The following is a 26037-nucleotide window of genomic DNA, read 5'->3' as shown; positions in this document are numbered from 1 at the left end:
CGAGCGGAGAGACGAGACAGCGGGGGAGCACGTTGTAAAGAGATGGCAAAGCCGTGAAAGGGAGCGGGGCGGGAGGGGAGGAGGGAGCGTGGGCTCAGTACACGTCGCGGACGTACCGCTTCTCCGTCGCGAGCTGCTTCACGTACGCGGCGGCCTCGTCCTCGGTCATCCCGCCGTGGGCGACCGCGACGTCCCGCAGGGCCCGGTCCACGTCCTTCGCCATGCGGGACGCGTCGCCGCAGACGTAGAAGCGGGCGCCGTCCTGGAGCCAGTGCCACAGCTCGGGCCCGTGCTCGCGCATACGGTCCTGGACGTAGACCTTGGCCCGCTGGTCACGGGAGAAGGCGGTGTCCAGCCGGCCGAGCACACCGGACTCCTGGAGATCCGCCAGCTCCTGCCGGTAGTAGAAGTCCGTCGCCCGGTGCTGCTCCCCGAAGAACAGCCAGTTGGGCGCCCGGTGTCCGAGGGCCCGTCGTTCCTGGAGGAAGCCGATGAAGGGGGCGACACCGGTGCCCGGACCGACCATGACCATGGGGGTCGCCGGGTCGGCGGGCGGCCGGAAGTGCGGCGAGCGCTGCACGAAGACCGGCACCTCCAGGTCCGCCTCGCCGTCCGCGAGGAAGGGCGAGCAGACCCCGCCGCGCGCGAGTCCGCGCAGGTTCTCGTACCGCACGACCGACACCGTCAGCGAGATGTGGTGCGGGTCGACGAGCGGGCTCGACGAGATCGAGTACAGCCGGGGCTGCAGCCGTTTGAAGACACCCGCCCACTCCTCGCCGGAGGCCCGCACGGCGAACTCGGCCACCACGTCCACGGCCTGCCGGCCCCAGGACCACTGGGCCAGCCCGTCCTTGTTGTCCGGACGCATCAGCTTCTTCAGCTCCCGGTTGTCCCGCGTCCGTTCGGAGACGAAGCGGAGCAGGTCCGGGGTGATCCGGGTGATGTCGAGATGCCGGTGCAGGGCCTCGGCGAAGGGCACCGCGCCCACCCCGGCGACCTCCACCGGAGCCGAGCCGTCCAGCCCCGTTACCGCCAGCCATTCCGCCACCGGACCGGCCGAGTTGACCGGCCGCACCCCGAGCGCGTCGCCCGCCTCGTACGTCAGGCCGGTCCCGCTGGTGTCGAAGGTGAAGCGGCGCACCTCCTTGCCGGCGCCGGGCAGGCTGAGCAGCCGGTTGCCGACCAGCCGGGCGGTGGCGGGCGCGGGCTTCGCGGGCCGGACGGGCGCGGGCGCGAGTGCGGGGGCGGCGAGCCGCGGGGCGGCGGGAACGGCGGCGGTGGTGGCCCCCGGTGCCGCTGTCCGGGTGCCGGCCGTGCCCGCGTCCCGGGTCCCGGGCGTATCCGCGTCCGTCTCCGTGGCCAGTGCGGTGATGACCTGGCCCAGCCAGGCGTCCGCCGACGGTTCGTAGTCCGGCTCGCAGTCCGTGCGCGGGGCCAGCCGCACCGCGCCCAGCTCGTCGAGCCGGGCGTCGAGGCGGCGCCCGTGCCCGCAGAAGTCGTCGTAGGAGGAGTCGCCGAAGGCCAGTACGGCGTAGCGCACGCCGTCCAGGCGGGGGGCCTCCCGGTGGGAGAGCGCGTCCCAGAACCCGGAGCCGTTGTCGGGCGCGTCACCGTCGCCGAAGGTGCTGGTGATCAGCAACAGGTCGGCCCCGAGCGGCAGTCGCTCCGGTTCCGCCTCGTCCATCCCGACCAGCGTGGCCCGGTGGCCCGCGGCTCCCAGATGCTCGGCGGCCGCCACCGCGAACTCCTCGGCCGTGCCGGTCTGCGAGGCCCACAGCACCACGACCTCGCGCCCGGCGGTGCCGGTACCGGCGACGGGTGCGGGGGCCGGGGCCGCCGTCCGCGAGTACATTCCGGCGAGCACCCCGTTCACCCACAACGCGTGCTCGGGGCTGAACGGCGCGTCCGCCGGCAGTACGGGCACCCCCTGCACCCCGGAGCCGAGCCCGGCGAGGAAGCCGGTGAGGTACCGGCGTTCCTGGGCGGAGAGCACGGGCGGCGGTGAGGGGTCGAGACCGAAGACGTCGGCACCGGGGGCGACCGCGGCCGGCACGGCCACCGACGGCGGCACGGTCGACGGCGGCGGCACCGTCGCCGGTACACCGGCGCCCGTCGGCGCGGCGGCGGGCGTCGCCGGAGTGCGGACCGGCGCCGCCACCTTCGCCAGCGACACCGCGCACACCTTCAACTCCGGCTGGAACGACAGCGGATCCACCGCGTCGCTCGTCACCGCGTTGATGCTCAGGTACTCCCCGAACAGGTCGTTCCAGTGGAACGGCGCGAACACGCAGCCGGGCATCACACGGTCCGACACCACGGCCGGGAGTACGGCACGCCCCCGCCGTGAGGCGACCTCCACACCGTCCCCGTCGCGCAGGCCCAGTTCGTCCGCGTCCTGTGGGTGCACCTCCACGAACGGCCCGGGATTCAGCTTGTTGAGCTTGGCGACCCGGCCCGTCTTCGTCAGGGTGTGCCACTGGTGCTGCAGCCGCCCGGTGTTCAGCACGAACGGATAGTCGTCGTCCGGCATCTCGGCGGCCGGCAGATGCGGCCGGGCGTGGAACACGGCCCGTCCACTGGCGGTGGGGAAGAGGAGGGCGCCGTCCGCCCCGGCCCCGGCGTACCGGATCGGATTGCGCGCCGGTCCGTCCTCCGCCGCCGCGGGCCACTGCACGGGACCCGACCGCAGCCGCTCGTGGCTCACACCCCGCAGATCCCACCCGGTCCTCGGGTTCCACGCCTGCTTGATCTCCTCGAAGACCTGCTCGGCGGTGTCGTACGAGAACCCCTTCTCGAACCCCATCTCCCGTGCGACGGCCGCGATGATCCGCCAGTCGGCCATCGCCTCGCCCGGCGGGTCGGCGGCCGGGGCGGCGAGCGTGAGGGTGCGTTCGCTGTTGACGAGGACGCCCTCGGACTCCGTCCACAGCGCGCCGGGCAGGACGACATCGGCGTACGCGTTGGTCTCGGTGTCGGCGAAGACGTCCTGCGTGACGACGAACTCGGCGGCCTCCAGGCCCTCGATCACGGTCCTGCGGTTGGCGACCGAGGCGACCGGGTTGGTGCAGATGATCCAGCAGGCCCTGATCTCCCCGTCGGCCATCTTCCGGAACATCTCGACCGTGCCCTTGCCGACCCCGTCGGCGCGCAGGCTGTCGGGGGCCAGCCCCCACAGCTCCTCGACGAACGCCCGCTCCTCGTCCACCAGCACGGACCGCTGCCCCGGCAGCCCCGGGCCCATGTAGCCCATCTCGCGCCCGCCCATGGCGTTCGGCTGCCCGGTGAGCGAGAAGGGACCGCTGCCCGGCCGGCAGATCGCGCCGGTCGCCAGATGCAGATTGACGAGCGCGTTGGTGTTCCAGGTGCCGTGCGTGGACTGGTTGAGCCCCATGGTCCAGCAGCTCGTCCACTCGGCGGCCTCGCCGATGAGCCGGGCCGCCTCGCGAATGTCCTCCTCGGGGATGCCGGTGATCCCGGCGACGGCGTCCGGGGCGTAGTCGGCGAGGAAGGCGGGCATCGCCTCCCAGCCCTCGGTGTGGGCGGCGATGAAGCCGGGGTCGGTGTGCCCGTTCGCGTGCAGCAGGTGGAGAAGTCCGTTGAGCAGGGCCAGATCGGTTCCCGGACGGATCCGCAGGAAGAGATCGGCCTTCTCGGCCGTCGCCGTGCGGCGCGGATCGACGACGATCAGCTTCGCGCCCGCCTTGACCCGGTCCATCATCCGCAGGAACAGGATCGGATGGCAGTCCGCCATGTTCGAGCCGATGACGAGGAAGACGTCCGCCCTGTCGAGGTCCTCGTACGAGCCGGGCGGTCCGTCGGCGCCCAGGGACAGCTTGTAACCCGTACCCGCGCTCGCCATGCACAGCCGGGAGTTGGACTCGATCTGGTTGGTGCGGATGAAGCCCTTGGCCAGCTTGTTGGCCAGGTACTGGGCTTCGAGGCTCATCTGGCCGGAGACGTAGAAGGCGAACGCGTCGGGCCCGTGCTCGTCGATGATCGCGCGCAGCCGCCGGGCGGTCTCGGTGATCGCTTCGGAGACGGGCGCGGGGACCGGTCCGTCGCCCCGGTCCGCCCGTACGAGGGCGGTGGTGAGGCGGCCGGGCGCGGACAGCATGTCGGCCGTGGTGGCGCCCTTGGTGCACAGGCGGCCGAAGTTCGCCGGGTGCGCCTTGTCGCCCGTCGCCCTCAGGACCGTCCGCCGGCCGTCGGGACCCGCCCCGACGTCCAGGAGCATGCCGCAGCCGACGCCGCAGTACGAGCACACGGTCCGCACCTGGGTCGTGGTGCCCTGCGGGCCCTCGGCGGCCACGGGCGGCCCCTCTCTGTCGGCGTCCGGGGTGTCCGGTCGGTCGTGCGGACCGGCCCGCCGTCGCTGTCCGGTACGGCGGGCCGGTTGCTTCTCCGGTACGGCGGAGGGTCGGCTTCCGCTCAGCTCCGGGGCGTGGCCCGGCAGGACCGATCGTACGAATTGCCCGTTACGCCTGTGTCACATGACCTGATCATGAGGCGTTACGCCCGCCACACAGGGCCGCGCAAGGGGCTGTGAGGGCGGGTTCCGGCCGTTGTCCCGGAAGCACGGGTCGCGGTCCGTGTCGTTGTTGGGCCGAACGGGTGACCATGCGTAAGAATTGGCTGATGCAGTCATTCAGTGCGAGCCAGGGGGAAGGCCGGTGAACAGGGTGAACAGCCACGATGTCACCGACGAACAGTGGGAGGGGCTCGCCCAGGTCGTGCCGTTGCGGGGCCGGGACGCCTGGCCGTCCGCGGTCGGCCACCGGACCATACCGGAAGCCGAGACGGAGGCCCGCCGCCGCTTCGTGGTGCTGCGCGTCAACGTGTTCGCGGACGCCCGTGACGTGGCGGAAACGCTGATGGCGGGCATTCCGGTGCTGCTGGATCTCTCCGGCGCGGAGGCCGACACCGCCAAGCGTGTACTGGATTTCAGCACGGGGGTCGTTTTCGGCCTCGCCAGCGGAATGCACCGAGTGGACAGAAACGTGTTCCTTCTCACCCCGCGCGGTACGGAGGTGCGGGGGCTGATGGAGGGGGCCGGGGTTCCGGGCGTCTGAGGCGGCGCGCGCCCCCGGCGGACCCCACAGCGACGCCCGAGCCCCGGTACGGGCCGCCTGCCCTCACCGGCAACACCCGGGGCGCCGACGCCCAGCGGGGCGGGCCGAGGGACGGTCACCGATCATCGAGCCCGGGATGCAGCCGGCCTCGATCCTCGTTCCTCGGCTCTCCCGCCCCCCGGTCAGGGGTGCGTGATGCCGGTCTTCGAGCGTCCGGCGCTCTCCGGCGGCCCCTCTCCGGCGGGCGCTCCCCGCCGACTCGATCGTCAGGTCGCCCCGCCCTTCTGCCGGGCAGTCCCCGCCCGGCCGGCGTACTCGCGTCCTTCGCCCCCCTTGCCCCGCCCGGCCCGCCGAAGGCCCTCGGTGCCGCCTGCCCCTCCGGGGTGCGGCAGGGCGCCCGGGGGCGGGTCGCGCCGCTCCCGGATGCCGCGGGGCGCTCCCGCCGGGGCGGGGCGCCCTCGGCCCGTCGAGGGCGCTCCCTCGATCGTAGGAAGATCCACTCGGTGGAACGGTTCGCCTGGCGCACCGGCCTCTACGGTCCGCATATGACCGTGTCATCCCTGTCGTCGATGCCGCCCGGCGCGGACGCCGGAGCACGTCCGGAGCGGCCGAGCGTCATCGAACTGCGGCTCTCCGCCTTCGCCGGACACCGGGGCGCCTTCCTGCCGCTGGGCCCCCTGACCCTGCTCGCGGGCCGCAGCGGCAGCGGCAAGACCACCGCGCTCCGGGCCTACGAGGCGCTGGCGAGACTCGGCGGCGGCGCCCACCTGGACGAGGCGTTCCCCGACCCGAGCGGCTGCGTCCCCGAACGGGCCCGCCCCGACGCCCAGCGGCGCCGCGGCTTCCGCATCGGCTGCACCACCGACGGCCCCGAAGGCCCCGTGCACCTCGACATCGCCGTGCAGGCCGAGCCCGAACTCCGCATCGTGGGCGAACGGTTGACGTCCGGCAACCTCACCCTGCTGCAGACGGCTCTCGTCGACCCGGGCCGCCCCGTCGTCCAGGCCTCCTGGCACACCGCCGGCACCTCCCCGGTCACCCGCGGCCCGCTCCCCGACGACCGCCTCGGCACCGCACTGCTCCCGCTGCGGGTCGCCGGGAAGACGGACGGCCAGCGCCGGGTCCTCGCCGCCGCCGAGCAGACGGTCGTCGCGCTGCGCTCCGTCTACGCCTGCGATCCGCGCCCCGGCCGGATGCGTGCCGCCGTACCGCTCGGCTCCGGCCGGCTGCTGCGCGGCTGCGACAACCTCGCCGAGGTGCTGTGGCGCACGCGCACCGAGTGCGGCCGACGGCACGCGCTGCTCGTCGGGGCCGTACGCGACGGCTGCGCGGGCCCCGTCCTCGACCTGCTGGCCGAGCCGTTGCGCGACGGCGCGGTACGGGGGGTGCTGGACCGGGGCGACGGGGTGCGGACGGCCCTGGGCCTGCTCGGCGACGGGGAGCTGAGATATCTGGCGCTCGCCCTCGTGCTGTTCACCGGACCCGGTGTCCTGGAGGTCGATCCGGTCGCGGAGGTGCCCGCGGCGCTGCAGACGCTCACGGTCCTGGCCGACGGCCTCGACCGGTCCCTCGACCCGCGACAGGCGCTGGAACTGGTGCGGCTGGCGGCGCGGATGTGCGAACGCGGCCACATCCGGCTGGCCGGAGCGGTGAGCGACGCCTCCTGGGCCGCCGGGCTGACGGGCGTGACGGTGGTAGACCTGAACCGTGAACGATCCTGAACCCGCCCGGGAGTCCGCGCGAGAACTCGACGTGGCGACCCTCCAACGACGGCTCGCCGAGTTCGCCGCCGCCCGCGACTGGCGGCGGTACCACACGCCCAAGAACCTGGTCTCCGCGCTGAGCGTGGAGGCGTCCGAACTCGTCGAGATCTTCCAGTGGCTGACACCGGAGGAGTCCGCGCGCGTCATGGCGGACCCCGGGTCCGCCCACCGTGTCACGGACGAAGTGGCGGACGTGCTCGCCTACTTGCTCCAGCTCTGCGAGGTGCTGGGCATCGATCCGCTGGTGGCCCTGGACGCGAAGATCGACCGCAACGAACGGCGGTTCCCGGCGCCGGGGCGGCCCTGACACAGCCCGACCGGTTCGGGCGCACCGGGTCGCGCCCGGTCGCGCCACCGGACGCCCGCGTCCTCCAATTGTCACTCTCCGGAGTCGGAAAGTTCTCCACAGCCGACTTGTTATCCACAGATTTCAGACTTCCTCTGGCTTTCCGTCTCAGTGACCCTCACTGTGGGTAATGAACAGGCAGGAGTTCAGGCGGACGTGCGAAAGCGCGTCGGGACAGTCGGGGGCAGCGCATGGATGCGGTGCGGCTCATCATGGCGAGCAGGCGTGCACTGGCGGGCAGCGCCGAAGGGCCGCAGCTCATGGCGGAGGCATGGCAGTCCTATGCCCTCGCCCAGGCGATCGGCAGCCGGCTCGCGGTCTCGGGACCTCCCGAACTGCGCGGCGAGGCCCTCGGGTTGACCGAACTGGCCGGCAGCGGCTGCGGCATACTCGGCGCACCCCCGCTCGGGGTGGGTGCCTTACGCGCCGCCCAGCTCACAGAGTTGGGCGACGCCCACGACTCGCTCGTGCGGCTCGGTGTCCTCCTCGGCGAGGTCGGCATCGCCCTCGTCGGCCTGGCCAGCGGCGCCGGCGACGAGGCGACGTACTGGCAGTGCATGGAGGCGATCGACGCGGCGGACGAGGCCCGGGACCGCGTCCTGGAGATGCTGCGACGCCTGGCGGTGCGGGACCAGGTCCTGTCGGAACGGGACGCGACCACCGGCGGCTGAACCGGGTCGCCGCCCGCTTCTCACGGAGCACGCGCCCCCGCTCTTTCAGGGGCGCGGGGAACAGCGCGACCAGCCCCCACTCACCCGCACCAGCCCCTCGACGCCGACCCACGCCCCTCATGACGAACGCCCGGCCACAGATGACGAGGCCGGGCGCGGGACAACACGACTCAGGGAGGGATCAGACGGCGCCGCTCTCCTCCGCGGCAGCGCCCCGCGGCGCCGAGAGATCCGCGTCGAGCTGGGACAGGTCCGCGTTCAGGGCAGCCATCAGCTCCTCCATCTGCTGGAGCAGGCCTTTCGGCTGCGCAGGCACGGCAGCCTGCTCCGGCACGGCTTCCTGGGACATGTGACGGCCTCCTCGGCCCTCGCCCCCGAGGGGGCACGTGTGCGTGCGTCCCGGCAGTGGCCGCCGGCGACGGGTGCCGGGCGGTCCGGCTCCTCCCGGGCAACGACCACCGTTCCCGCCGGTCACTGGAGCGCGCCCGCCCCAGGTTCCGGAGCGGCGCATTTTCACCCGACCGTGGCCCCACGGCACCGGCGGGACCGGTGCCGACGACCGGGGCCCGGGCATGCAGGATGGAGGTATGGATCTTCGCATCTTCACCGAGCCCCAGCAGGGCGCCACCTACGACACCCTCCTCACCGTCGCCAGGGCCACCGAGGACCTGGGCTTCGACGCCTTCTTCCGCTCCGACCACTACCTCAGCATGGGCTCGTCGGACGGCCTGCCCGGCCCCACCGACGCCTGGGTCACGCTGGCCGGACTCGCCCGCGAGACCAAGCGCATCCGTCTCGGCACCCTGATGACCGCCGGCACCTTCCGGCTGCCCGGCGTGCTCGCCATCCAGGTCGCCCAGATCGACCAGATGTCCGGCGGCCGGGTCGAACTCGGCCTGGGCGCCGGCTGGTTCGAGGAGGAGCACAAGGCGTACGGCATCCCCTTCCCCAAGGAGAAGTTCGGCCGCCTGGAGGAGCAGCTGGCCATCGTCACCGGCCTGTGGGCCACGGAGACCGGCAAGACGTTCTCCTACGAGGGCACCCACTACCAGCTGACCGACTCGCCCGCGCTGCCCAAGCCCGTGCAGGCCAAGGTGCCGGTGCTGATCGGCGGTCACGGCGCGAGCCGCACCCCGCGCCTCGCCGCGCGCTACGCCGACGAGTTCAACATGCCGTTCGGCTCGATCGAGGACAGCGAGCGCCAGTTCGGCCGGGTCCGCGCGGCCGCCGAGGAGGCCGGCCGCAAGGGCGACGACCTCGTGTACTCCAACGCCCTGGTCGTCTGCGTGGGCAAGGACGACGCGGAGGTCGCCCGCCGCGCCGCCGCGATCGGCCGCGAGGTCGACGAGCTGAAGGCCAACGGCCTCGCCGGCTCCCCGGCCGAGGTCGTCGACAAGATCGCCCGGTACCGGGCCATCGGCTCCCAGCGTCTCTACCTCCAGATCCTCGACCTCGACGACCTCGACCACCTGGAGCTGATCTCCGGCCAGGTGCTCTCCCAGGTGACGTAGCGCGCGCACCGGCCCGCCTCCCCGGAGCGGGCGCGCCCCTCCCCGGGGAGGCGGGGGAGCGAGCGGAAAATGCCTGAGTGCGGCCCGGACCGGCCTGTACGTTGGAAGGCGCGCGCCGAAACGAGACGATGCGCAGGTATCCGCAGTTCAGACGCCTTCCTCGACCGGGGCAACCGCCCCGGACAACTCATCACGAGGCCAACCCACCGTGTTCCTGACGATCAGTACCACCGGTACCCCAGAGCGCCCCGCGACCGATCTCGGCTTCCTGCTGCACAAGCATCCCGACCGGACGCAGGCGTTCTCCACCTCCTACGGCAAGGCCCACGTCCTCTACCCCGAGGCGGACGCCGAGCGGTGCACGGCCGCGCTGCTGCTGGAGGTGGACGCGGTGGCGCTGGTCCGGCGCGGCAAGGGCAAGGGCCGCGGCGGGGCGCCGGACGCGGCCCTCGCGCAGTACGTCAACGACCGCCCGTACGCGGCCTCCTCCCTCCTCGCCGTCGCGCTGAACGACGTCTTCTCCAGCGCCGTGCGCGGCCAGTGCAAGGCCCGGCCCGAACTCCCGGAGCAGACACGCCCGTTGCGGGTCGAGATACCCGCGCTGCCCGCGCGCGGCGGCCCGGACCTCGTGGTCGCCCTGTTCGAACCGCTCGGCTGGACCGTCACCGCCGAACCGGTGGCGCTGGACTCCGCGTTCCCGGAGTGGGGCGCCTCCCGTTACGTACGGCTGGTCCTGGAGTCGGAGTCGCTGACCCTGGCCGAGGCGCTGCGCCACCTGTACGTCCTGCTGCCGGTCCTCGACGACACCAAGCACTACTGGGTCTCCTCGGACGAGGTCGACAAGCTGCTGCGCGCGGGCGAGGGCTGGCTCCCGGCCCACCCGGAGCACAAGCTGATCACCAGCCGCTACCTCTCGCGCCGCTGGTCGCTGACCCGGCAGGCCATGGAGCGCCTGGAACTCGTACGCCTCGCGGAGGCCGACGACAGCGACGTCGAGGCGATCGACAACGCCGTCGCCGAGAGCACGGACGGCGAACCCGAGGGCGAGGAGAAGCCGACACCGCTCGCGGTGCAGCGGCGGGACGCGATCCTCTCCGCGCTCCAGGAGTCCGGCGCCGCGCGAGTCCTCGACCTGGGCTGCGGCCAGGGCCAGTTGGTGCAGGCACTGCTCAAGGACGTCCGCTACACCGAGATCGTCGGTACGGACGTGTCCATGCGCGCGCTCACCATCGCCGCACGCCGGCTGAAGCTCGACCGCATGGGCGAGCGCCAGGCGGCCCGCGTCCAGCTGTTCCAGAGTTCCCTCGCCTACACCGACAAGCGGCTCAAGGGGTACGACGCCGCCGTGCTCAGCGAGGTCGTCGAGCACCTCGACCTGCCGAGGCTGCCCGCCCTGGAGTACTCCGTCTTCGGCTCGGCCCGGCCGAGGACCGTCCTCGTGACCACCCCGAACGTCGAGTACAACGTCCGCTGGGAGAGCCTGCCCGCCGGCCATGTCCGGCACGGCGACCACCGCTTCGAGTGGACGCGGCAGGAGTTCCGGACCTGGGCGGCCACGGTGGCCGAACGCCACGGCTACGAGGCCGCGTTCGTGCCCGTGGGACCCGACGACCCGGAGGTGGGGCCGCCCACCCAGATGGCCGTGTTCACCCGGCGCGACGCGAAGGACAGCAACGAGAAGGAGGCGAAGGCGGCATGAGCGAGGACACACAGCGGACCACCCGGGGGCGCGTCCTGCCCGTCACCGACCTCTCCCTCGTGGTGCTGGTCGGCGCGTCCGGCTCGGGCAAGTCGACGTTCGCCCGGCGGCACTTCAAGCCGACCGAGATCATCTCGTCCGACTTCTGCCGCGGTCTCGTCTCCGACGACGAGAACGACCAGAGCGCGACCAAGGACGCCTTCGACGTCCTGCACTACATCGCCGGCAAGCGCCTCGCGGCCGGCCGCCGCACGGTCGTCGACGCCACCAGCGTGCAGCAGGAGTCCCGCAAGCAGCTGATCGAGCTGGCGCGCACACACGACGTCCTGCCGATCGCCATCGTGCTCGACGTGCCGGAGGAGGTGTGCGCCGAGCGCAACGCGGCCCGCACCGACCGCGCCGACATGCCGCGCCGCGTCATCCAGCGCCACACCCGCGAACTCCGCCGCTCCCTGCGGCACCTGGAGCGCGAGGGCTTCCGCAAGGTGCACGTCCTGCGCGGGGTCGAGGACGTCGACAACGCCACCGTCGTCACCGAGAAGCGCTTCAACGACCTCACCCACCTCACCGGCCCGTTCGACATCGTCGGCGACATCCACGGCTGCGCGAGCGAACTGGAGGCGCTGCTCGGCAAGCTGGGCTACGTCGACGGCGTGCACCCGGAGGGCCGTACGGCCGTCTTCGTCGGCGACCTCGTCGACCGGGGCCCGGACAGCCCGGGTGTGCTGCGCCGGGTGATGTCCATGGTCGGCTCGGGCGACGCCCTGTGCGTCCCCGGCAACCACGAGAACAAGTACGGCCGTTTCCTGAAGGGCCGCAACGTCCAGCACACCCACGGCCTCGCCGAGACCATCGAGCAGATGGAGGGCGAGAGCGAGGAGTTCAAGCAGCAGGTCCGGGAGTTCATCGACGGGCTCGTCAGCCACTACGTCCTCGACGGCGGCCGGCTGGTCGTCTGCCACGCCGGCCTGCCGGAGAAGTACCACGGCCGGACCTCCGGCCGGGTGCGCAGCCACGCGCTGTACGGCGACACCACCGGCGAGACCGACGAGTTCGGACTGCCGGTGCGCTACCCGTGGGCGGAGGACTACCGGGGCCGTGCGGCCGTGGTCTACGGCCACACCCCGGTGCCCACCGCCACCTGGCTGAACAACACCATCTGCCTCGACACGGGCGCCGTCTTCGGCGGCAGGCTCACCGCGCTGCGCTGGCCGGAACGCGAACTCGTCGACGTACCCGCCGAGAAGGTCTGGTACGAGCCGGCCAGGCCGCTGGCCACCGAGGCCCCCGGCGGGCACGAGGGCCGGCCGCTGGACCTGGCGGACGTGCACGGCCGCCGGGTCGTCGAGACCCGGCACGCCGGCCGGGTGTCGGTCCGCGAGGAGAACGCGGCCGCGGCCCTGGAGGTCATGAGCCGCTTCGCGGTCGACCCGCGCCTGCTGCCCTACCTGCCGCCCACCATGGCGCCCACGGCCACCTCGCACATCGACGGCTACCTGGAGCACCCGGCGGAGGCGTTCGCGCAGTACAAGGAGGACGGGGTCGCGCGGGTCGTGTGCGAGGAGAAGCACATGGGCTCGCGGGCCGTCGTCCTGGTCTGCCGCGACGCGGACGCGGCCCGGGAACGCTTCGGCGTGGACGGCCCCACGGGCTCCCTCTTCACCCGTACCGGCCGGCCGTTCTTCGACGACGAGGCCCGCACCGAGCTGGTCCTCGGCCGGATGCGCGAAGCGATGAGGGCGGCCGGGCTCTGGGAGGAACTGGCCACCGACTGGGTGCTGCTGGACGCCGAGCTGATGCCCTGGTCGCTGAAGGCGTCCGGGCTGCTGCGCACCCAGTACGCGGCCGTCGGGGCGGCCTCCGGCGCGGTCTTCCCGGGTGCGCTGGCCGCCCTGGAGGGCGCGGCCGCCCGGGGGCTGGACGTGGGGGAGCTGCTGGACAAGCAGCGCGAGCGGGCCGCCGACGCGGCCGCGTTCACCGACGCGTACCGCCGTTACTGCTGGCCCACCGAGGGCCTCGACGGTGTCCGGCTCGCCCCCTTCCAGATCCTCGCCGTCCAGGGCCGCAGCCTCGCCGCCCTGCCGCACGACGAACAGCTGGCCCTGATCGACCGGCTCGTGGAGTTCGACGTCAGCGGTCTGCTGCAGACCACCCGGCGCCTCTTCGTCGACACCGGCGACGAGGGCTCGGTGCGGGCCGGGATCGACTGGTGGCTGGAGATGACCGGCCGCGGCGGCGAGGGCATGGTCGTCAAGCCGGTCGAGGCCGTGGTGCGCGACGGCCGGGGAAGACTGGTCCAGCCGGGCATCAAGTGCCGGGGCCGGGAGTATCTGCGGATCATCTACGGACCGGAGTACACCCGCCCCGAGAACCTCGCCCGGCTGCGCGGCCGGTTCCTCAACCACAAGCGGTCTCTCGCCCTGCGCGAGTACGCCCTCGGCCTGGAGGCCCTGGACCGGCTCGCCGAGGGGGAGCCGCTGTGGCGGGTGCACGAGGCGGTGTTCGGGGTACTCGCCCTGGAGTCGGAGCCGGTCGACCCCCGTCTGTGACCACCCGCGTCCGGGGCCCACGGGCCCCGGACGTGAGTGCGGCAGGACCCCGGTCCGTGCCGGACGGAACCCCCGTCCGGCACGGACCGACCCACGCCCGGGGGGCGACAATGCGGCTGATAATGTCGCAGTCAGGCGTGGCCGTGCACTGCGTTCGAATGGTTCCGGCGGTTCCGGCAGTGCTCGGGGGAAGGTGATCGCGGCCAGTCGCAGGCGATCGCTGCCACCCGAGTAGGTCCCATCGGTCCCATTCGAAGGTATGTGGGGTTTCCCATGCGTCGCAGCATCACGCGGTCCGGATCACGATCCGGGCGAGAGCGATCGGCACTCGACGCCGCGTACGAGGAGTGCCGCAGGCTGGTCCGTTCGACCCGGCCCACCGAGTACGCCCTGATGCAGCTGATGCCCCCGGCCGTACGCCCCGCCTGCTGGGCCCTGTACGCGGCCCTCGCCGCCGCCGACGACCTGGTCGACTCCACCGAGGGCACCCCGAGCGAGCGCGCCCGGCGGCTCCAGGACTGGCGGGCCGCGCTGGAGGCCGACCTGGCCCGCGGCACCAGCGACGACCCGGTCCGGCACGCCCTGACCGACGCGGTCTGGCACTGGGGACTCGACCTCGGCGACCTGTTGGGGTCGCTGGACGCGGTCGGCCGGGACGAGGGCCGTGAGGGCGTCGCGACCTGGCAGGAGTGGCGGGAGCGGGCGCACGCCCAGAACGTCAGCTGGCCCGAGCAGCTGATGCGGATGCTGGTCAGGTCCGGGCTGCCCGTGCCCGTGCGCCTGCGGGACCTGCCGGGCTTCACCCGCTTCGTGGACGGCCTGTTCCTCACCGACATGCTCCGCGACCTCCCCGAGGACCTCGACGCCGGGCAGGTGTGGTTCCCCGCCGAGGTGCTCGACCGTTTCCAGGTCGCACCGGCCGACCTGCTCTCCCGCGAGTGGACCCCGGGCGTCCGGCGGCTGGTCGCGCACCTCGCGGGTCAGGCCCGCCAGTGGCTGGAGAACTCCCGCCGGGCGCTGCGGAACACGCTGCCGCTGGGCCCCGCCATCGTCCTCGACAGCGCGGTCGAACTGTTCGGGGCGGAGCTGGACGCGATCGTCCGCGCCGGATCGGCGGTCCTGCACCGGCCGGTTCGTGTGCCCCGGCACATCGAATGGCGCATCCTCGGCCCGGCGCGGGCGCGGGCCTCCGTGGTGTGGCGGCTGACGCTGCCGCCCGGCGACTCCCCGGCGAGGCCGGCGGCCGGGGCCCGCGCGGGTGGGACGACAGCCGCCGACGGTTCCCCGGACGGGCCGGTGCCCGCCCCGGCCGACGGCCCCGAACGGCTCACCACCCGGATCGCCGAACCTCCCCTGCCGCCGCGCCCGCACCGCGACGGGGCCCGTCCGCCGGCCATAGCCGACGCCCATCTTCCGCGGCACGTGGCGATCGTCATGGACGGCAACGGGCGCTGGGCGACCGGGCTCGGACTGCCCCGCGACGAGGGCCACCGCGCCGGAGCGGTCGCCCTGCGGGACGTCGTCCAGGGCGCCCTGGAGATCGGCCTCGCCCATCTGACGGTCTACGCCTTCTCCACGGAGAACTGGAAACGGTCGCCCGACGAGGTCTCCAAACTCTTCGCGATCATGCGCGCCGAACTCCTCGACGGCGAACTCCTCGACCACGACGTACGCCTGCGCTGGGTGGGTTCGCCCGACGGCCTGCCGGAGGACGTGGTGGAGGTCCTGCGGGCCCAGGAGCATGCCACCCGCAACCGCACCGGCCTCACCTTCAACGTCTGCGTCAACTACGGCGGCCGGGCCGAACTGGCCCGCGCGGGCGCGGCGTTGGCCCGCGCCGCGGTGGCGGGCGAGGTCGACCCCGCCCGGATCTCCGAGCAGCTCTTCGCCGCGCACCTGCCCCATCACGCACTGCCCGACGTGGACCTCCTGTGGCGCACCAGCGGCGAGATCCGCACCTCCAACTTCCTTCCCTGGCACGCCCACTACGCCGAACTGCACTTCACCGACGAGCCCTGGCCCGAGGTGGACCGCCGCGATCTGTGGGAGGCCGTGGTCGCCTACACCCACCGCAAGCGCCGCAAGGGCGCGGCGTCGGTGCCGGCGCCGGCACCGGTGGAGGGGGCCGAGTAGTCGGGTGCGGGTGAGTGGGGGCTGGTCGCGCAGTTCCCCGCGCCCCTGAAAAGCAGGGGCTGCGCCCCGAGCTTTTCAGGCCCGCAGGGCCGTCGCTTTGCAGGCCCGCAGGGGCCTGGGCTTTCAGGGGCGCGGGGAGCTGCGCGAGAAGTCCCACCGGACCCGCACCCGCATCTCAGCCCACCAACCGCAACCGAACCCCCGCCACCCCCACCCGCACCGTCTGCCCCCACGTCAGTTCCAGCGCGTCCCCCTCCATCCCGTCCCCGAAGACGATGAGCCGGTCCGACTCGACGGTGAGGCAGAGCCGGGCGGCCGCCGCCAACTGCCCCGCCACCAGCGACGTCCCGGTGGCCGGCGAGGGCCACGCCTCGCGCACGAACCACAGCAGCCGGTCCTCGCCGGGCCCGGGCAGCGCCAACTCGCTCGCCCGCTCCTGCCACACGGACCGGATCCACCCGCTCGCCCCGGTCCCCGTCCCCACCAGCACCCCGGACGAGGCCTGGGGTTCGACGGCACCCCTGTCGCCGTCGAACCCCAGGCGGTACCGGGCGGTCTGGTGCCCCGCCGCGCCGAGGTAGATCTCGTTGAGCGCCACCAGCCGCTGCGTGTCGTCGGCGACCGCCTCCACCATGGTCAGCTCGTCCGACCCCATGCCGTGCTGGGAGGAGAGGAGCAACTTCCCCGCCTGACCGGGCCGGTGGCGCACCAGCACCCCCGGATTGCGCCGGGGATCGGGGTTGATCCCCACCACCGGCTGCCCCGCGAGGTACTTGGCGACATTGGCCACCAGCCCGTCCTGCCCGACGACGACCACGACGTCCTCGGGGGCGAACAGGAACCGGTCCAGATCCCCCCGCTCGACCCGCGCCTGACGCCAGGTCAGCGGTACCGAGGACGTGACCTCCGCCAGCGCCCCGCGCTCGCGCCGGTGCCGCTCGGCCACGTCCTCGATGTCCCGCCCCCGGGACCGCAGGAAGAAGGCGGCCTGCCCGTGCGTCCCGTGGCGGGCCACCAACTCCTCGTACTCCGTGGTGCGATGGACCAGCACCACCCGCGGGGCGAGGCTCACGCCGTGCTCCCGCCGCCGCCCGCCCCGCCGAGCCGGGAGAGCAGGCCGGTCAGCACGTCCGGCGACACCGTCACGCTCTCGATGTGCGGCAGGTTCTCCGCGAGGCGTGTCGCGGTGAGCGCGTTCAGGGTCGCCGCGTCCACCTCGGCGTGCACCCGCAGCCAGGCCGCCTGCGCCTCGGCCCGCGCCGCGCCCACGGTCCGCGCGGCCCGTGCCTCCGCCTCGGAGAGCCTGACCTGCCGCTCCGCCTCGGCCTCGGCCAGCTTCACGCTCCGCGCCGCCTCCGCCTCCGCGAGCTTCACCGTCCGCTCGGCCTCGGCTTCGGTCAGCCGTACCGTCCGGGCCGCCTCCGCGCCCGCCTTCACCGCGTCGGCCGAGGCCCTCTCCTCCGCCTCCCGCCGGGCGTTCGTGCCCCGCTGCTCGACCAACTGCTCCTCGCGCCGCGCGAGTTCGATCTGGCTGGCCAGCTCGTTCTCCGCGATGGCCCGCTCCCGCTCGACGGCCACCGCCCGCCGCTCGTACGTCGCCCGGTCCGCCTCCTGCTGGATCTGCTCCCGCGCGGGCGTGCGCAGGGCGCGCTCCACCTCGGGCTCGGGCCGCAGCGCCACCACGCGTACGGCCACGATCTCGATGCCGGTGGCCGGCAGCCGGGGCTCGGCCGCCAGGCCGCTCGCCACCCGCTCACGGACCGCCGCGACACCGTCGACGAGGGCCGACGCCAGAGTCGTACGGGCCAGGACGTCCAGCGCGTGCTGCTGGGCCGTCTCCGTCAGCAGGGTCGACAGCTGCTCCAGGGGAGCGCCGCGCCAGACGCCCGTGTCGGGGTCGATGGAGAAGTCCAGGCGGACGGCGGCGGTCGCCGGGTCGCTCACCCGGTACGTCACCGTCGCCTGCACCGCCACGTCCTGGAAGTCGGAGGTACGGGCGTGGAAGGTCATCGCCAGCTCCCGGTCGTCCACCGGTATCTCGGAGAGCGCCGCGCTCAGCGACCGGTACCAGAAGCTCAGCCCCGGCCCGTCGTGCACGAGCCGTCCGGAGCGGTGGTGACGGATGTGTGCGGTGGGCGCGCCGCGCAGATGCCGCCAGCCGAGCCGTCTGGTGATGTCGGCCATGGATGATCCCCCTCGCCACGATGACTGATCGACACCGCTTAGTGTCACTCAGACGATAATAGAGCGGCCTCTTATCGTCAAGGGGACGAGATGGAAGGGTTCCGATTCGGCCGACCGGCGGGTGAACACGCGCCCGAATGGTCAGGATGAGGACATGGGATTCCATGTCGACTCCGAGGCCGGGCGGCTGCGCCGCGTCATCCTGCACCGGCCGGATCTTGAGCTCAAAAGGCTCACCCCCAGCAACAAGGACGCGCTGCTCTTCGACGACGTCCTCTGGGTGCGCCGGGCGCGCGCCGAGCACGACGGGTTCGCCGACGTGCTGCGCGACCGGGGTGTCGCCGTCCACCTCTTCGGCGACCTCCTCACCGACGTCATGCGCGTCCCCGAGGCCCGGAAGCTGGTCCTCGACCGGGTCTTCGACGAGAAGGAGTACGGCCCGCTCGCCACGGACCACCTCAGGGCCGCCTTCGAGTCGCTTCCCCTGACGGAACTGGTCGAGGCGCTGATCGGCGGCATGACCAAGCGCGAGTTCCTCGACGCGCACATGGAGCCGGCCTCCGTGCGCTTCCACGTCATGGAACTGGACGACTTCCTCCTCGACCCCCTGCCCAACCACCTCTTCACCCGCGACACCTCCGCCTGGATCTACGACGGGGTCTCCATCAACGCCATGCGCTGGCCGGCCCGCCAGCGCGAGACCGTCCACTTCGAGGCGATCTACCGGCACCATCCCCTCTTCCGTGACGAGACGTTCCATGTCTGGTCGGAGGGGCAGGCCGACTATCCGTCCACCATCGAGGGCGGTGACGTCCTCGTCATCGGCAACGGCGCCGTCCTCATCGGCATGAGCGAGCGCACCACCCCCCAGGCCGTCGAGATGCTCGCGCACAAGCTGTTCGCCGCCGGTTCCGCGCAGACCATCGTGGCCCTCGACATGCCCAAACGCCGTGCCTTCATGCACCTCGACACCGTCATGACCATGGTCGACGGCGACACCTTCACCCAGTACGCCGGGCTCGGCATGCTCCGCTCGTACACCATCGAACCCGGGGTCGGCGAGAAGGAGCTGAAGGTCACCGACCATCCGCCGGAGCACATGCACCGCGCGATCGCCGCCGCGCTCGGCCTCGACTCCATCCGGGTCCTGACCGCCACGCAGGACGTCCACGCGGCCGAACGCGAGCAGTGGGACGACGGCTGCAACGTCCTGGCCGTCGAGCCCGGCGTCGTCGTCGCCTACGAACGCAACGCCACCACCAACACGCATCTGCGCAGGCAGGGCATCGAGGTGATCGAGATTCCCGGGAGCGAGCTGGGGCGGGGGAGGGGTGGGCCGCGCTGCATGAGCTGCCCCGTGGAGAGATCCGCCGTGTAGGGGCGCGGGCGTACGGCTCTCGGACGCGGGGTGCGAGGCGCGGGCGCGGGGCCGAGGTCACACGGCATATGGCCGTATAGAAATGTGGAACATCGTATAGACTTCCAGTCTTCCTTACGCCGACCCCGTCACCCCGACCCAGGAGCGCCCCATGGCGACCGTTCCCCACGCCCTCGCCGGGCGCCACTTCCTCAAGGAGCTGGACTTCACCGCCGAGGAGTTCCGCGGACTGATCGAGCTGGCCGTGGAGCTGAAGGCGGCCAAGAAGGCCGGGACGGAGACCCAGCGCCTGCGGGGCCGGAACATCGCGCTCCTGTTCGAGAAGACCTCGACGCGCACCCGCTGCGCGTTCGAGGTCGCCGCGGCCGACCAGGGGGCCCGGACGGTCTACCTCGACCCCGCCGGCTCGCAGATGGGCCACAAGGAGTCGGTGAAGGACACCGCACGGGTCCTCGGCCGGATGTTCGACGCGATCGAGTACCGGGGCGAAAGCCAGGCGAACGTCGAGGAGCTGGCCGCCCATGCCGGCGTCCCCGTCTACAACGGTCTCACCGACGACTGGCACCCCACCCAGATGCTGGCCGACGTGATGACCATGACCGAGCACTGCGACAAGCCGCTCGACGAGACGGTCTTCGCCTACCTCGGCGACGCCCGCTTCAACATGGGCAACTCGTACCTGGTCACCGGGGCCCTGCTCGGCATGGACGTCCGGATCGTCGCCCCGCAGGACTACTGGCCGGCCGAGGAGGTCGTCACCCACGCGCGCAAGCTCGCGGAGACCAGCGGGGCGCGCATCACCCTCACCGAGCACATCCACGAGGGGGTCGAGGGCGCCGACTTCGTCGCCACGGACGTCTGGGTCTCCATGGGAGAGCCCAAGGAGGTCTGGGACGAGCGCATCGGAGCCCTGTCCCCGTACGCCGTGACCATGGACGTCCTGCGGTCCACCGGCAACGAGGACGTCAAGTTCCTGCACTGCCTGCCGGCCTTCCACGACCTCGGCACGAAGGTGGGGCGCGAGATCCACGAGCTGCACGGGCTCGACTCGCTGGAGGTGACGGACGAGGTGTTCGAGTCCTCGCACTCGGTCGTCTTCGACGAGTCGGAGAACCGGCTGCACACGATCAAGGCGGTGCTGGTGGCGACGCTGGGCTGAGCGCCGGTGCGGCCCCCGCGCCCGCTACGGGTGGCGGCGCTGGGGCGGCACCGTCGGCAGCCTGAACCACACGGCCTTGCCGGAGTCCGTCGGCCGGTGACCGCAGGCGGAGCTGAGGGCGCGGATGAGCAGGAGACCGCGACCGTGCTCCTGCCAGGGGTCGGGGTCGAGGGTCCCGGGCGTGGTGAGATCGCCCGGGGGCGCCGGGTCGGGGTCGTGGACCTCCACCTTGCAGCCCGTCGGCACCAGCTCGACGACCAGCTCTATGGGGCCGTCCCCGGCCGCGTGCTCGATCGCGTTAGCGACCAGCTCCGCCGTGAGCAGCTCCGCCGTGTCGCAGTCCGCCCCGTGCTCCAGCTCGGTCAGCGCCGTACGCACCAGCGCGCGGGCCACGGGCACGGCCGCGGCGGTGGGCGGCAGCGCGATGCGCCAGGAGGCGGGGGCGGAGGGTTCTTGCAAGGCGGCTGGTCCGTTCATGGAGCAGGTCATGGCTCGTCCTGCTTTCAACGTGATGAATGGTACGGCGCGAACCGGCGAAGTCGCTCGGCGGGCGCCGCGGGGGACCTTCGGCCCCGTTGCCGCCGGTCTACCCGGGGCAACGCCTCGCCGCGCCCGGCGGAGCCCGCCGTTACGGCCTTGTCGAACGCCCGTGACCGAGTCACGGGAGCGTCCACGGGCACCGACGACGGGCGGCTCGCCCTCGCCACGATCGGATCCCGGGGGACCGCGGTCGTCATCGGTCCTCGGCGGTCCCGGACATCCCCGCGGCACCCTCGCGACCTCGCCGCGGTGCCACGTCCGCGAAGACCGCCCCCGGGTCCCGCAACCGCGCGTGCAGGGCCCGGAACACGGCCGACGCACGCACTCCCGGCCAGTGCGCCGGAAGCAGCGCGGCGGGCAGCCCGGGGTCGGCGTACGGAAGGTGCCGCCAGGAGTCCAGGGCCGGCAGGTAGTCGCGGTACGCCTCCCGCGGCGGGGTGTCCTCGCGGCGCTCCCAGTCGCGCAGCACGGGCGCGTGCCGGTCGAGGAACGCCTCGTACCGCTTGGCGAGCCCGGTCAGGTCCCACCACCGCGCCACTGCCTCGGCGGTCGCCGCGAACCCGAGGTGCTCGCCCCGGAACAGGTCCACGTACGGGTTGAGCCGCAGCCGGGTGAGGGTGTGCCTGGTCTCCTCGTACAGCCGGGCCGGGGCTATCCACACACCCGGGGCGGCCGTGCCGAAGCCGAGTCCGGCCAGCCGGGAGCGCAGCACATGCCGTTTCTGCCGCTCCGGCTCCGGTACCGAGAACACCGCGAGGACCCAGCCCTCGTCCCGCCGGGCCGTCGGCGCGTGGATCCGCCGGTCGCTGTCGTCCAGGAGCCGCCGCGCGTCGTCCGACAGCCCGTATCCCGCCGCCCCCGTCGCCGTACGGGCCGGCACCAGCAGGCCGCGTCGTTTCAGCCGGGACACCGAGGAGCGGACGGAGGGGGCGTCGACCCCGATCGCCGCGAGCAGCCGGATCAGTTCGGAGACGGGCACGGGACCCGGCACCGAACGGCCGTAGGCGGCGTAGAAAGTGACGATGAGCGAGCGTGGTGCGTGCTGTTCCGACACGTTGATCATTTTATGTCGCCGGTATCGCCGCTGGTCACGCAGGGTGCGTCGCTTCCGTGAGGGTACGGCGGAGGATCAGGCGGCGGTCGCCAGCGCGCCGAGGGCCGGGCGGCGCGGGGCGACCACGCTGCCGTCGGGAAGGAGTTCACCGGTGTCGTCGAAGACGATCGCCCCGTTGCACAGCAGGTTCCAGCCCTGCTCGGGGTGGGCGGCGACGACGTGGGCGGCGTCGCGGTCCGTGCGGTCGGTCGAGGGGCACTGGGTCTGGTGAGCACACATGGCGCACCTCCACGTCGTGGTGAGTGCCGGCGGCGAGTCACCGCCTCGCACCCCAGACCATGCCCGCGCCGGGACCCCGTGGCCACATGGTTCCGCGAGACGTGACAGCACCCGGACGTGCCGTGACAGGACGCGGACACTACGTCCGGCGCGCGGGGCGCCGCCGGTAGTGAGGACGGCCGAACCGACGCGCCGACGCGGGGGTGACGATCACCGTCGCGCACCGGCCGGGCCGGTACCCCTGGAAACCCCGTCCAAGGAGGTATCCCATGCCCTTGCCCTCTGTCTTCTCGCAGGTCCCGCGCGTGCTCGGCGCCGCCGTCGGTGCCGCGACGCTGCTGCTCGCCGCCCCCGCGTCCGCCGGCGCCGTCCACGATCCGGCCGAGACGGTGACCGTCGACCCCACCGGACACGTCGCCCCGGACGGCACGCTCACCCTGTCCGGCACCTACCGCTGCCTCGGCAGCGGCCCCGTGTTCGTCTCGTCCTCGCTCCAGCAGGGCGACAGCAGGGTCCGCAAGGGGGTCGGCGGGTCGTCGGCCGTCTGCGACGGCGCCGAGCACACCTGGACCAACACCGACCGGGCCGAGCCGGGCCGGTATGTGCCGGGCCCGGCCCGGGTGGAGGCCACCGTCACCGAGCTGTCGGGCGGCGGTCTGCCGCTGCCCCGGTTCCACGCGGTACGGCAGCAGGACATCACCCTCGTCGAGGGCTGAGCCGACGACCGTGCACGGCGGCACGAAGGCGGCCCCGGCGGTGGGTGGTCCACCGGAGCCGCCTTCCGTCTGCCGGGGTGCGCTACTTGAGCAGGTGCACGCGCTGCGTCGTCAGGTCGTAGCGGGCGCCCACCACGGCCACCTTGCCGGCCTTCAGCCGGGCGGCGACGTCGGGGTCGGCCACGACCTTGGAACGGACGAGCCGGACGTTGGCGTCGATGGTCGCCGCGACCCGGGCGTCGCCGGTCACGCTGTGGTCGATGGCCGGAGCGATCTCGTCGGCGATGTACTGGATGCCGCTCGGCAGCTCCTCGCCGCTCTCGTCCACCGCGACGGCGGCCTTCACGGCCCCGCAGGACTGGTGACCGAGCACGACGACCAGCGGGATGTTCAGTTCGAGCACGCCGTACTTGACGCTGCCGAGGACCGACTGGTCGAGCACCTCGCCCGCGCTGCGCACGGTCATCAGGTCGCCGAGGCCCTGGTCGAAGACCAGCTCCGGGGGGACGCGCGAGTCGATGCAGCCGAGAACGAGGGCGAAGGGCTGCTGACCGGTCGTCAGGGCCTTGCGCAGGGCGTAACCCTCGTCCGGGTGCTGCTCGTGCAGGGTCCGCCAGCGGCGGTTGCCCTGCGAGAGTTCCTTCAGGGCCTCTTCCGCCGTGGTGGGACGCTTGTGGGCGGGGGGCGTCTGGTGCGCGGGGGTGGAGCGGGAGACGGACTCGGCGTTCGCCGGGAAGGCGCCGACGGCGAGACCGCCGCCGACGACGGCGGTGCCGGCCAGCGCGGCGCGCAGGAGTGAGCGTCGCCCGCGAGGCTGCGCGGGGGATATCGGAGCGTCGGCGCCGCCGGCGGTCGCCTCGGCGGTGTCGCCGCTGTGGGGTGCTGCGTCAAGATTCACGGGCAGGAACGTACGTCCGGCCTAAACGCTCAAACGTTCAAGATGCCGAATCATGAACGATTGTTGATCAAACATGGCTGACCCTTGAATGATTCTTGGTCAGTTCAGGGCCGGTGTTTGGGCAGCCGGTCGTTTGCCGTTCAGGCCGCGGGACGGGAGCGCTCTCACCGGCGGCCCGTCCGGTGCGGCCCTCACGACCGGCGCGGCCCTCACGTCCGGTGCGCGAAGACCACCAGGTTCTCGGTGTAGTCCATGACGCTGCGGTCGTAGGCGCCCGCGCACGTGATCAGCCGGACCTCCGGCCGGGAGGCGTCGGCGTACACCCGCGCGTCGGGGAAGTCGTCCTTCGCGAACGTCTCGACGTCGTCGACCACGAAGGACACCCGCTCTCGATCGGCGCGTACGACGTGGAAGACGTCCCCCTTCTCCAGTTCGCCGAGCCCCGCGAAGACGGCCGGCGAGGTCTTCGTGTCGACGTGCCCGGCGATGATCGCCGTGCCCCTCTCCCCGGGGACGGCGCCCTCGGCGTGCCAGCCCACGAGGTTCACGTCATCGGCGGGCGGAGCCTGCAACTGCCCGGAGCGGCCGACGTACAGGGGGACGAAGGGGGCGCTCACCCGGATCTTCGGGATGAGCAGCCGGACGGGCCGGGATGCCCGCTGTGCCGGGGGCTCCGCGGGACGGGCCTCCCCCTCGGCGGGGGCGGCCTGCGGGGCGTGCCGGGCGTTCGGCGGACCGGAGGCGTCGGTCGGGGAGTCCTCACCGCCGAACAGGCTCACCGCCAGGATCATCAGGCCCACGGCGCACACCGCGGTCAGGTTGACGCGGGCACTGGGGCGGGTCGGCACCGGATCGGCGCCGGGAGGAGAAGGGCGGGCTGCCATCGGACACCACCTCACCAGGTACGGCAGCGGAAGGGACGGACGGGCGCAGGGGGCCGCCGGGTCATGCCGGAACGCCGGCCGGGCCGCCACACGACACACGGTGTGGCGGCCGCGGCCGCTATCGGGCCAGGTATCGCGCCCGGCATGGGCTCAGGCCACGCTTCCGGCGGTCTTCCTGCGCCGCAGGGCGTACAGGCCCGTACCCGCCACCGCGAGGACGGCCATCCCGCCCGCGGTCATCGTGGGCGAGGCGAGCGCGCCGCCACCGGTGTGCATACCGCCGCGCGGCTTGTCGTGGTCGTCCTTCCAGGACCCCTGCTCCTCGTCCTTCCAGGAGCCCTTGTCCTGCTCGCCCTTCCACGACTCGTTGCCGTTGTCGCCCTTCCAGGACTCCTTGTCCTGGCCCTCCTTCGTGGCCTCCTCCTTGTCCCAGCCCCCCGCGTCGGGCTTGGCGCCCCGCTCGGAGCCCCAGCCCTCCTCGGTGTTCAGCGAGGTCAGCGCACCGCCACCCGTGTGAATCCCGCCGCGCGGTCCGTCGTGGCTGCTGTCCTTGTCGTGCTCCTTGCTGTAGCCATGGTCCTCGTGGTCCCACGTGTCGGCGTAGGCGCCGGGTGCGGCGAGGGCGAGGACGGCTCCGGCCGCCGCGGTGGCGAGAAGCGTGCGAGCAGAACGCATCTGATGGTCCTTCCGTCACAGCCGGGCAGCTGGTGCTTCGTCAGCTGACTTGACCCGGCTCCGACGTGATCCACCGTCAGCCGGATCCCGTCCCGCCACCACTCGGGGCGCTCAGCCGGGTGAACAGGACGGTTCCTGAACGGCATTCCGGGTCCTGAGCGAAGGCGAGGGCCGCAGAGAGCCCCTCGGGCTGCCAGGGATGTCTATGATTCCGGGGGCGGGCAGCAGGGGGTGGGGGCAGTGCGGGACAGGCCGCGGCGGCGGAGAAATCTCAGACCCGTCTGGTGGGTCCTGCTTCTCCTGGGCATCGTGATCGGCGTCTGCGGATATCTCGGCGGTACCCATTGGTACCCCGACCCGGAGACCAGAGACCTCGCGGACCTGGCCTTCTGGGCCATGCTCGGCGGCGGTTTCCTGGCTCTCTTCGGGGCCATGCAGCTGGTCGAGCGCGCGCTGGGACGTGGTCTGGACCGGGCCTTCGCCAGGCTCCTGGGACGGCGCGGCGGCCGCTAGGGCCGCGCGCCGCCCT

Annotated in this window: 22 protein-coding genes; 12 read left to right on the top strand and 10 right to left on the bottom strand. The window is 72.8% G+C overall.

Annotation, left to right across the window (positions count from 1 at the left end):
* Window positions 1-94 precede the first annotated feature (94 nt).
* Window positions 95-4309, bottom strand: a complete 4215-nt coding sequence (locus tag SCAB_RS11000) for a molybdopterin-dependent oxidoreductase (RefSeq protein WP_013000141.1) — start codon at window positions 4307-4309, stop codon at window positions 95-97.
* Between the two features lie 370 nt (window positions 4310-4679).
* Here SCAB_RS11000 and SCAB_RS10995 point away from each other — a divergent pair, with 370 nt between their 5' ends.
* From SCAB_RS10995 to SCAB_RS10980, 4 genes are all read left to right on the top strand, one after another.
* On the top strand, window positions 4680-5069 hold the full coding sequence (locus SCAB_RS10995) for a cell division protein SepF (RefSeq protein WP_013000139.1): 390 nt from the start codon (window positions 4680-4682) through the stop codon (window positions 5067-5069).
* A gap of 545 nt (window positions 5070-5614) precedes the next feature.
* Window positions 5615-6790 (top strand): AAA family ATPase, encoded by a 1176-nt coding sequence (locus SCAB_RS10990; RefSeq protein ID WP_037724094.1) that lies wholly within the window; start codon window positions 5615-5617, stop codon window positions 6788-6790.
* Window positions 6777-7139 (top strand): nucleotide pyrophosphohydrolase, encoded by a 363-nt coding sequence (locus SCAB_RS10985; protein ID WP_013000137.1) that lies wholly within the window; start codon window positions 6777-6779, stop codon window positions 7137-7139. The genes SCAB_RS10990 and SCAB_RS10985 overlap by 14 nt, the downstream gene beginning before the upstream one ends.
* Before the next feature lie 230 nt (window positions 7140-7369).
* The gene (locus SCAB_RS10980) at window positions 7370-7849 is read left to right on the top strand and encodes a DUF6099 family protein (protein WP_037724058.1); all 480 of its coding nucleotides are present in this window, start codon (window positions 7370-7372) and stop codon (window positions 7847-7849) included.
* A gap of 181 nt (window positions 7850-8030) precedes the next feature.
* On the opposite strand, the gene SCAB_RS47665 is transcribed toward SCAB_RS10980, so the two are convergent.
* Entirely contained in the window at window positions 8031-8198 is a 168-nt protein-coding gene (locus SCAB_RS47665; RefSeq protein WP_013000135.1) for a hypothetical protein, read from the bottom strand.
* Between the two features lie 238 nt (window positions 8199-8436).
* On the opposite strand from SCAB_RS47665, the gene SCAB_RS10975 reads away from it, so the two are divergent.
* The 4 genes from SCAB_RS10975 to uppS all read left to right on the top strand — a co-directional run bounded on the left by SCAB_RS10975 (window position 8437) and on the right by uppS (window position 15741).
* Window positions 8437-9360, top strand: a complete 924-nt coding sequence (locus tag SCAB_RS10975; RefSeq protein WP_013000134.1) for an LLM class F420-dependent oxidoreductase — start codon at window positions 8437-8439, stop codon at window positions 9358-9360.
* A 208-nt stretch (window positions 9361-9568) separates the two neighbouring features.
* Entirely contained in the window at window positions 9569-11059 is a 1491-nt protein-coding gene (locus tag SCAB_RS10970) for a 3' terminal RNA ribose 2'-O-methyltransferase Hen1 (RefSeq protein ID WP_013000133.1), read from the top strand.
* Window positions 11056-13608 carry a polynucleotide kinase-phosphatase gene (locus tag SCAB_RS10965; protein WP_013000132.1) on the top strand — a complete coding sequence of 851 codons (2553 nt, stop codon included), beginning with the start codon at window positions 11056-11058 and terminating at the stop codon, window positions 13606-13608. Before SCAB_RS10970 ends, SCAB_RS10965 begins: the two co-directional genes overlap by 4 nt.
* Before the next feature lie 273 nt (window positions 13609-13881).
* A complete protein-coding gene (gene uppS / locus SCAB_RS10960) occupies window positions 13882-15741 on the top strand; it encodes a polyprenyl diphosphate synthase (RefSeq protein WP_041669048.1) in 1860 nt (619 codons plus the stop codon).
* 175 nt (window positions 15742-15916) lie between these two features.
* Here uppS and SCAB_RS10955 read toward each other — a convergent pair whose 3' ends face one another.
* Both SCAB_RS10955 and SCAB_RS10950 read right to left on the bottom strand, forming a co-directional pair.
* Complete coding sequence (locus tag SCAB_RS10955) at window positions 15917-16813, bottom strand: inorganic polyphosphate/ATP-NAD kinase (protein WP_013000129.1); 897 nt, start codon at window positions 16811-16813, stop codon at window positions 15917-15919.
* The gene (locus tag SCAB_RS10950; RefSeq protein WP_013000128.1) at window positions 16810-17925 is read right to left on the bottom strand and encodes an SPFH domain-containing protein; all 1116 of its coding nucleotides are present in this window, start codon (window positions 17923-17925) and stop codon (window positions 16810-16812) included. Before SCAB_RS10950 ends, SCAB_RS10955 begins: the two co-directional genes overlap by 4 nt.
* Window positions 17926-18079: 154 nt before the next feature.
* On the opposite strand from SCAB_RS10950, the gene SCAB_RS10945 reads away from it, so the two are divergent.
* Window positions 18080-19303, top strand: a complete 1224-nt coding sequence (locus SCAB_RS10945) for an arginine deiminase (RefSeq protein WP_013000127.1) — start codon at window positions 18080-18082, stop codon at window positions 19301-19303.
* Between the two features lie 151 nt (window positions 19304-19454).
* A complete protein-coding gene (argF, locus tag SCAB_RS10940; RefSeq protein WP_013000126.1) occupies window positions 19455-20462 on the top strand; it encodes an ornithine carbamoyltransferase in 1008 nt (335 codons plus the stop codon).
* Between the two features lie 24 nt (window positions 20463-20486).
* Here argF and SCAB_RS10935 read toward each other — a convergent pair whose 3' ends face one another.
* The 3 genes from SCAB_RS10935 to SCAB_RS10925 form a co-directional block, all read right to left on the bottom strand.
* Window positions 20487-20939, bottom strand: a complete 453-nt coding sequence (locus SCAB_RS10935; RefSeq protein ID WP_247246674.1) for an ATP-binding protein — start codon at window positions 20937-20939, stop codon at window positions 20487-20489.
* 256 nt (window positions 20940-21195) lie between these two features.
* Window positions 21196-22065 (bottom strand): PaaX family transcriptional regulator, encoded by an 870-nt coding sequence (locus tag SCAB_RS10930; RefSeq protein WP_013000124.1) that lies wholly within the window; start codon window positions 22063-22065, stop codon window positions 21196-21198.
* A gap of 66 nt (window positions 22066-22131) precedes the next feature.
* Entirely contained in the window at window positions 22132-22335 is a 204-nt protein-coding gene (locus SCAB_RS10925; protein WP_013000123.1) for a DUF5999 family protein, read from the bottom strand.
* A gap of 269 nt (window positions 22336-22604) precedes the next feature.
* Between SCAB_RS10925 and SCAB_RS10920 the strand changes: the two genes are divergently transcribed.
* Entirely contained in the window at window positions 22605-23051 is a 447-nt protein-coding gene (locus SCAB_RS10920; protein ID WP_013000122.1) for a DUF6299 family protein, read from the top strand.
* Window positions 23052-23133: 82 nt separating this feature from the next.
* On the opposite strand, the gene SCAB_RS10915 is transcribed toward SCAB_RS10920, so the two are convergent.
* The 3 genes from SCAB_RS10915 to SCAB_RS10905 all read right to left on the bottom strand — a co-directional run bounded on the left by SCAB_RS10915 (window position 23134) and on the right by SCAB_RS10905 (window position 25508).
* Window positions 23134-23949 (bottom strand): carbonic anhydrase, encoded by an 816-nt coding sequence (locus SCAB_RS10915; RefSeq protein ID WP_013000121.1) that lies wholly within the window; start codon window positions 23947-23949, stop codon window positions 23134-23136.
* 209 nt (window positions 23950-24158) lie between these two features.
* Window positions 24159-24833 (bottom strand): class F sortase, encoded by a 675-nt coding sequence (locus SCAB_RS10910; RefSeq protein ID WP_173402857.1) that lies wholly within the window; start codon window positions 24831-24833, stop codon window positions 24159-24161.
* A gap of 150 nt (window positions 24834-24983) precedes the next feature.
* Window positions 24984-25508 carry a hypothetical protein gene (locus SCAB_RS10905; RefSeq protein WP_013000119.1) on the bottom strand — a complete coding sequence of 175 codons (525 nt, stop codon included), beginning with the start codon at window positions 25506-25508 and terminating at the stop codon, window positions 24984-24986.
* A gap of 309 nt (window positions 25509-25817) precedes the next feature.
* On the opposite strand from SCAB_RS10905, the gene SCAB_RS10900 reads away from it, so the two are divergent.
* Window positions 25818-26021: a hypothetical protein gene (locus tag SCAB_RS10900; RefSeq protein WP_013000118.1), complete on the top strand. Its 204-nt coding sequence runs from the start codon at window positions 25818-25820 to the stop codon at window positions 26019-26021.
* The last annotated feature ends 16 nt before the right edge of the window (window positions 26022-26037 follow it).

The organism is Streptomyces scabiei 87.22, assembly GCF_000091305.1.
Taxonomy (GTDB): domain Bacteria; phylum Actinomycetota; class Actinomycetes; order Streptomycetales; family Streptomycetaceae; genus Streptomyces; species Streptomyces scabiei.
This window is presented reverse-complemented; position numbering and strand designations above follow the sequence as displayed.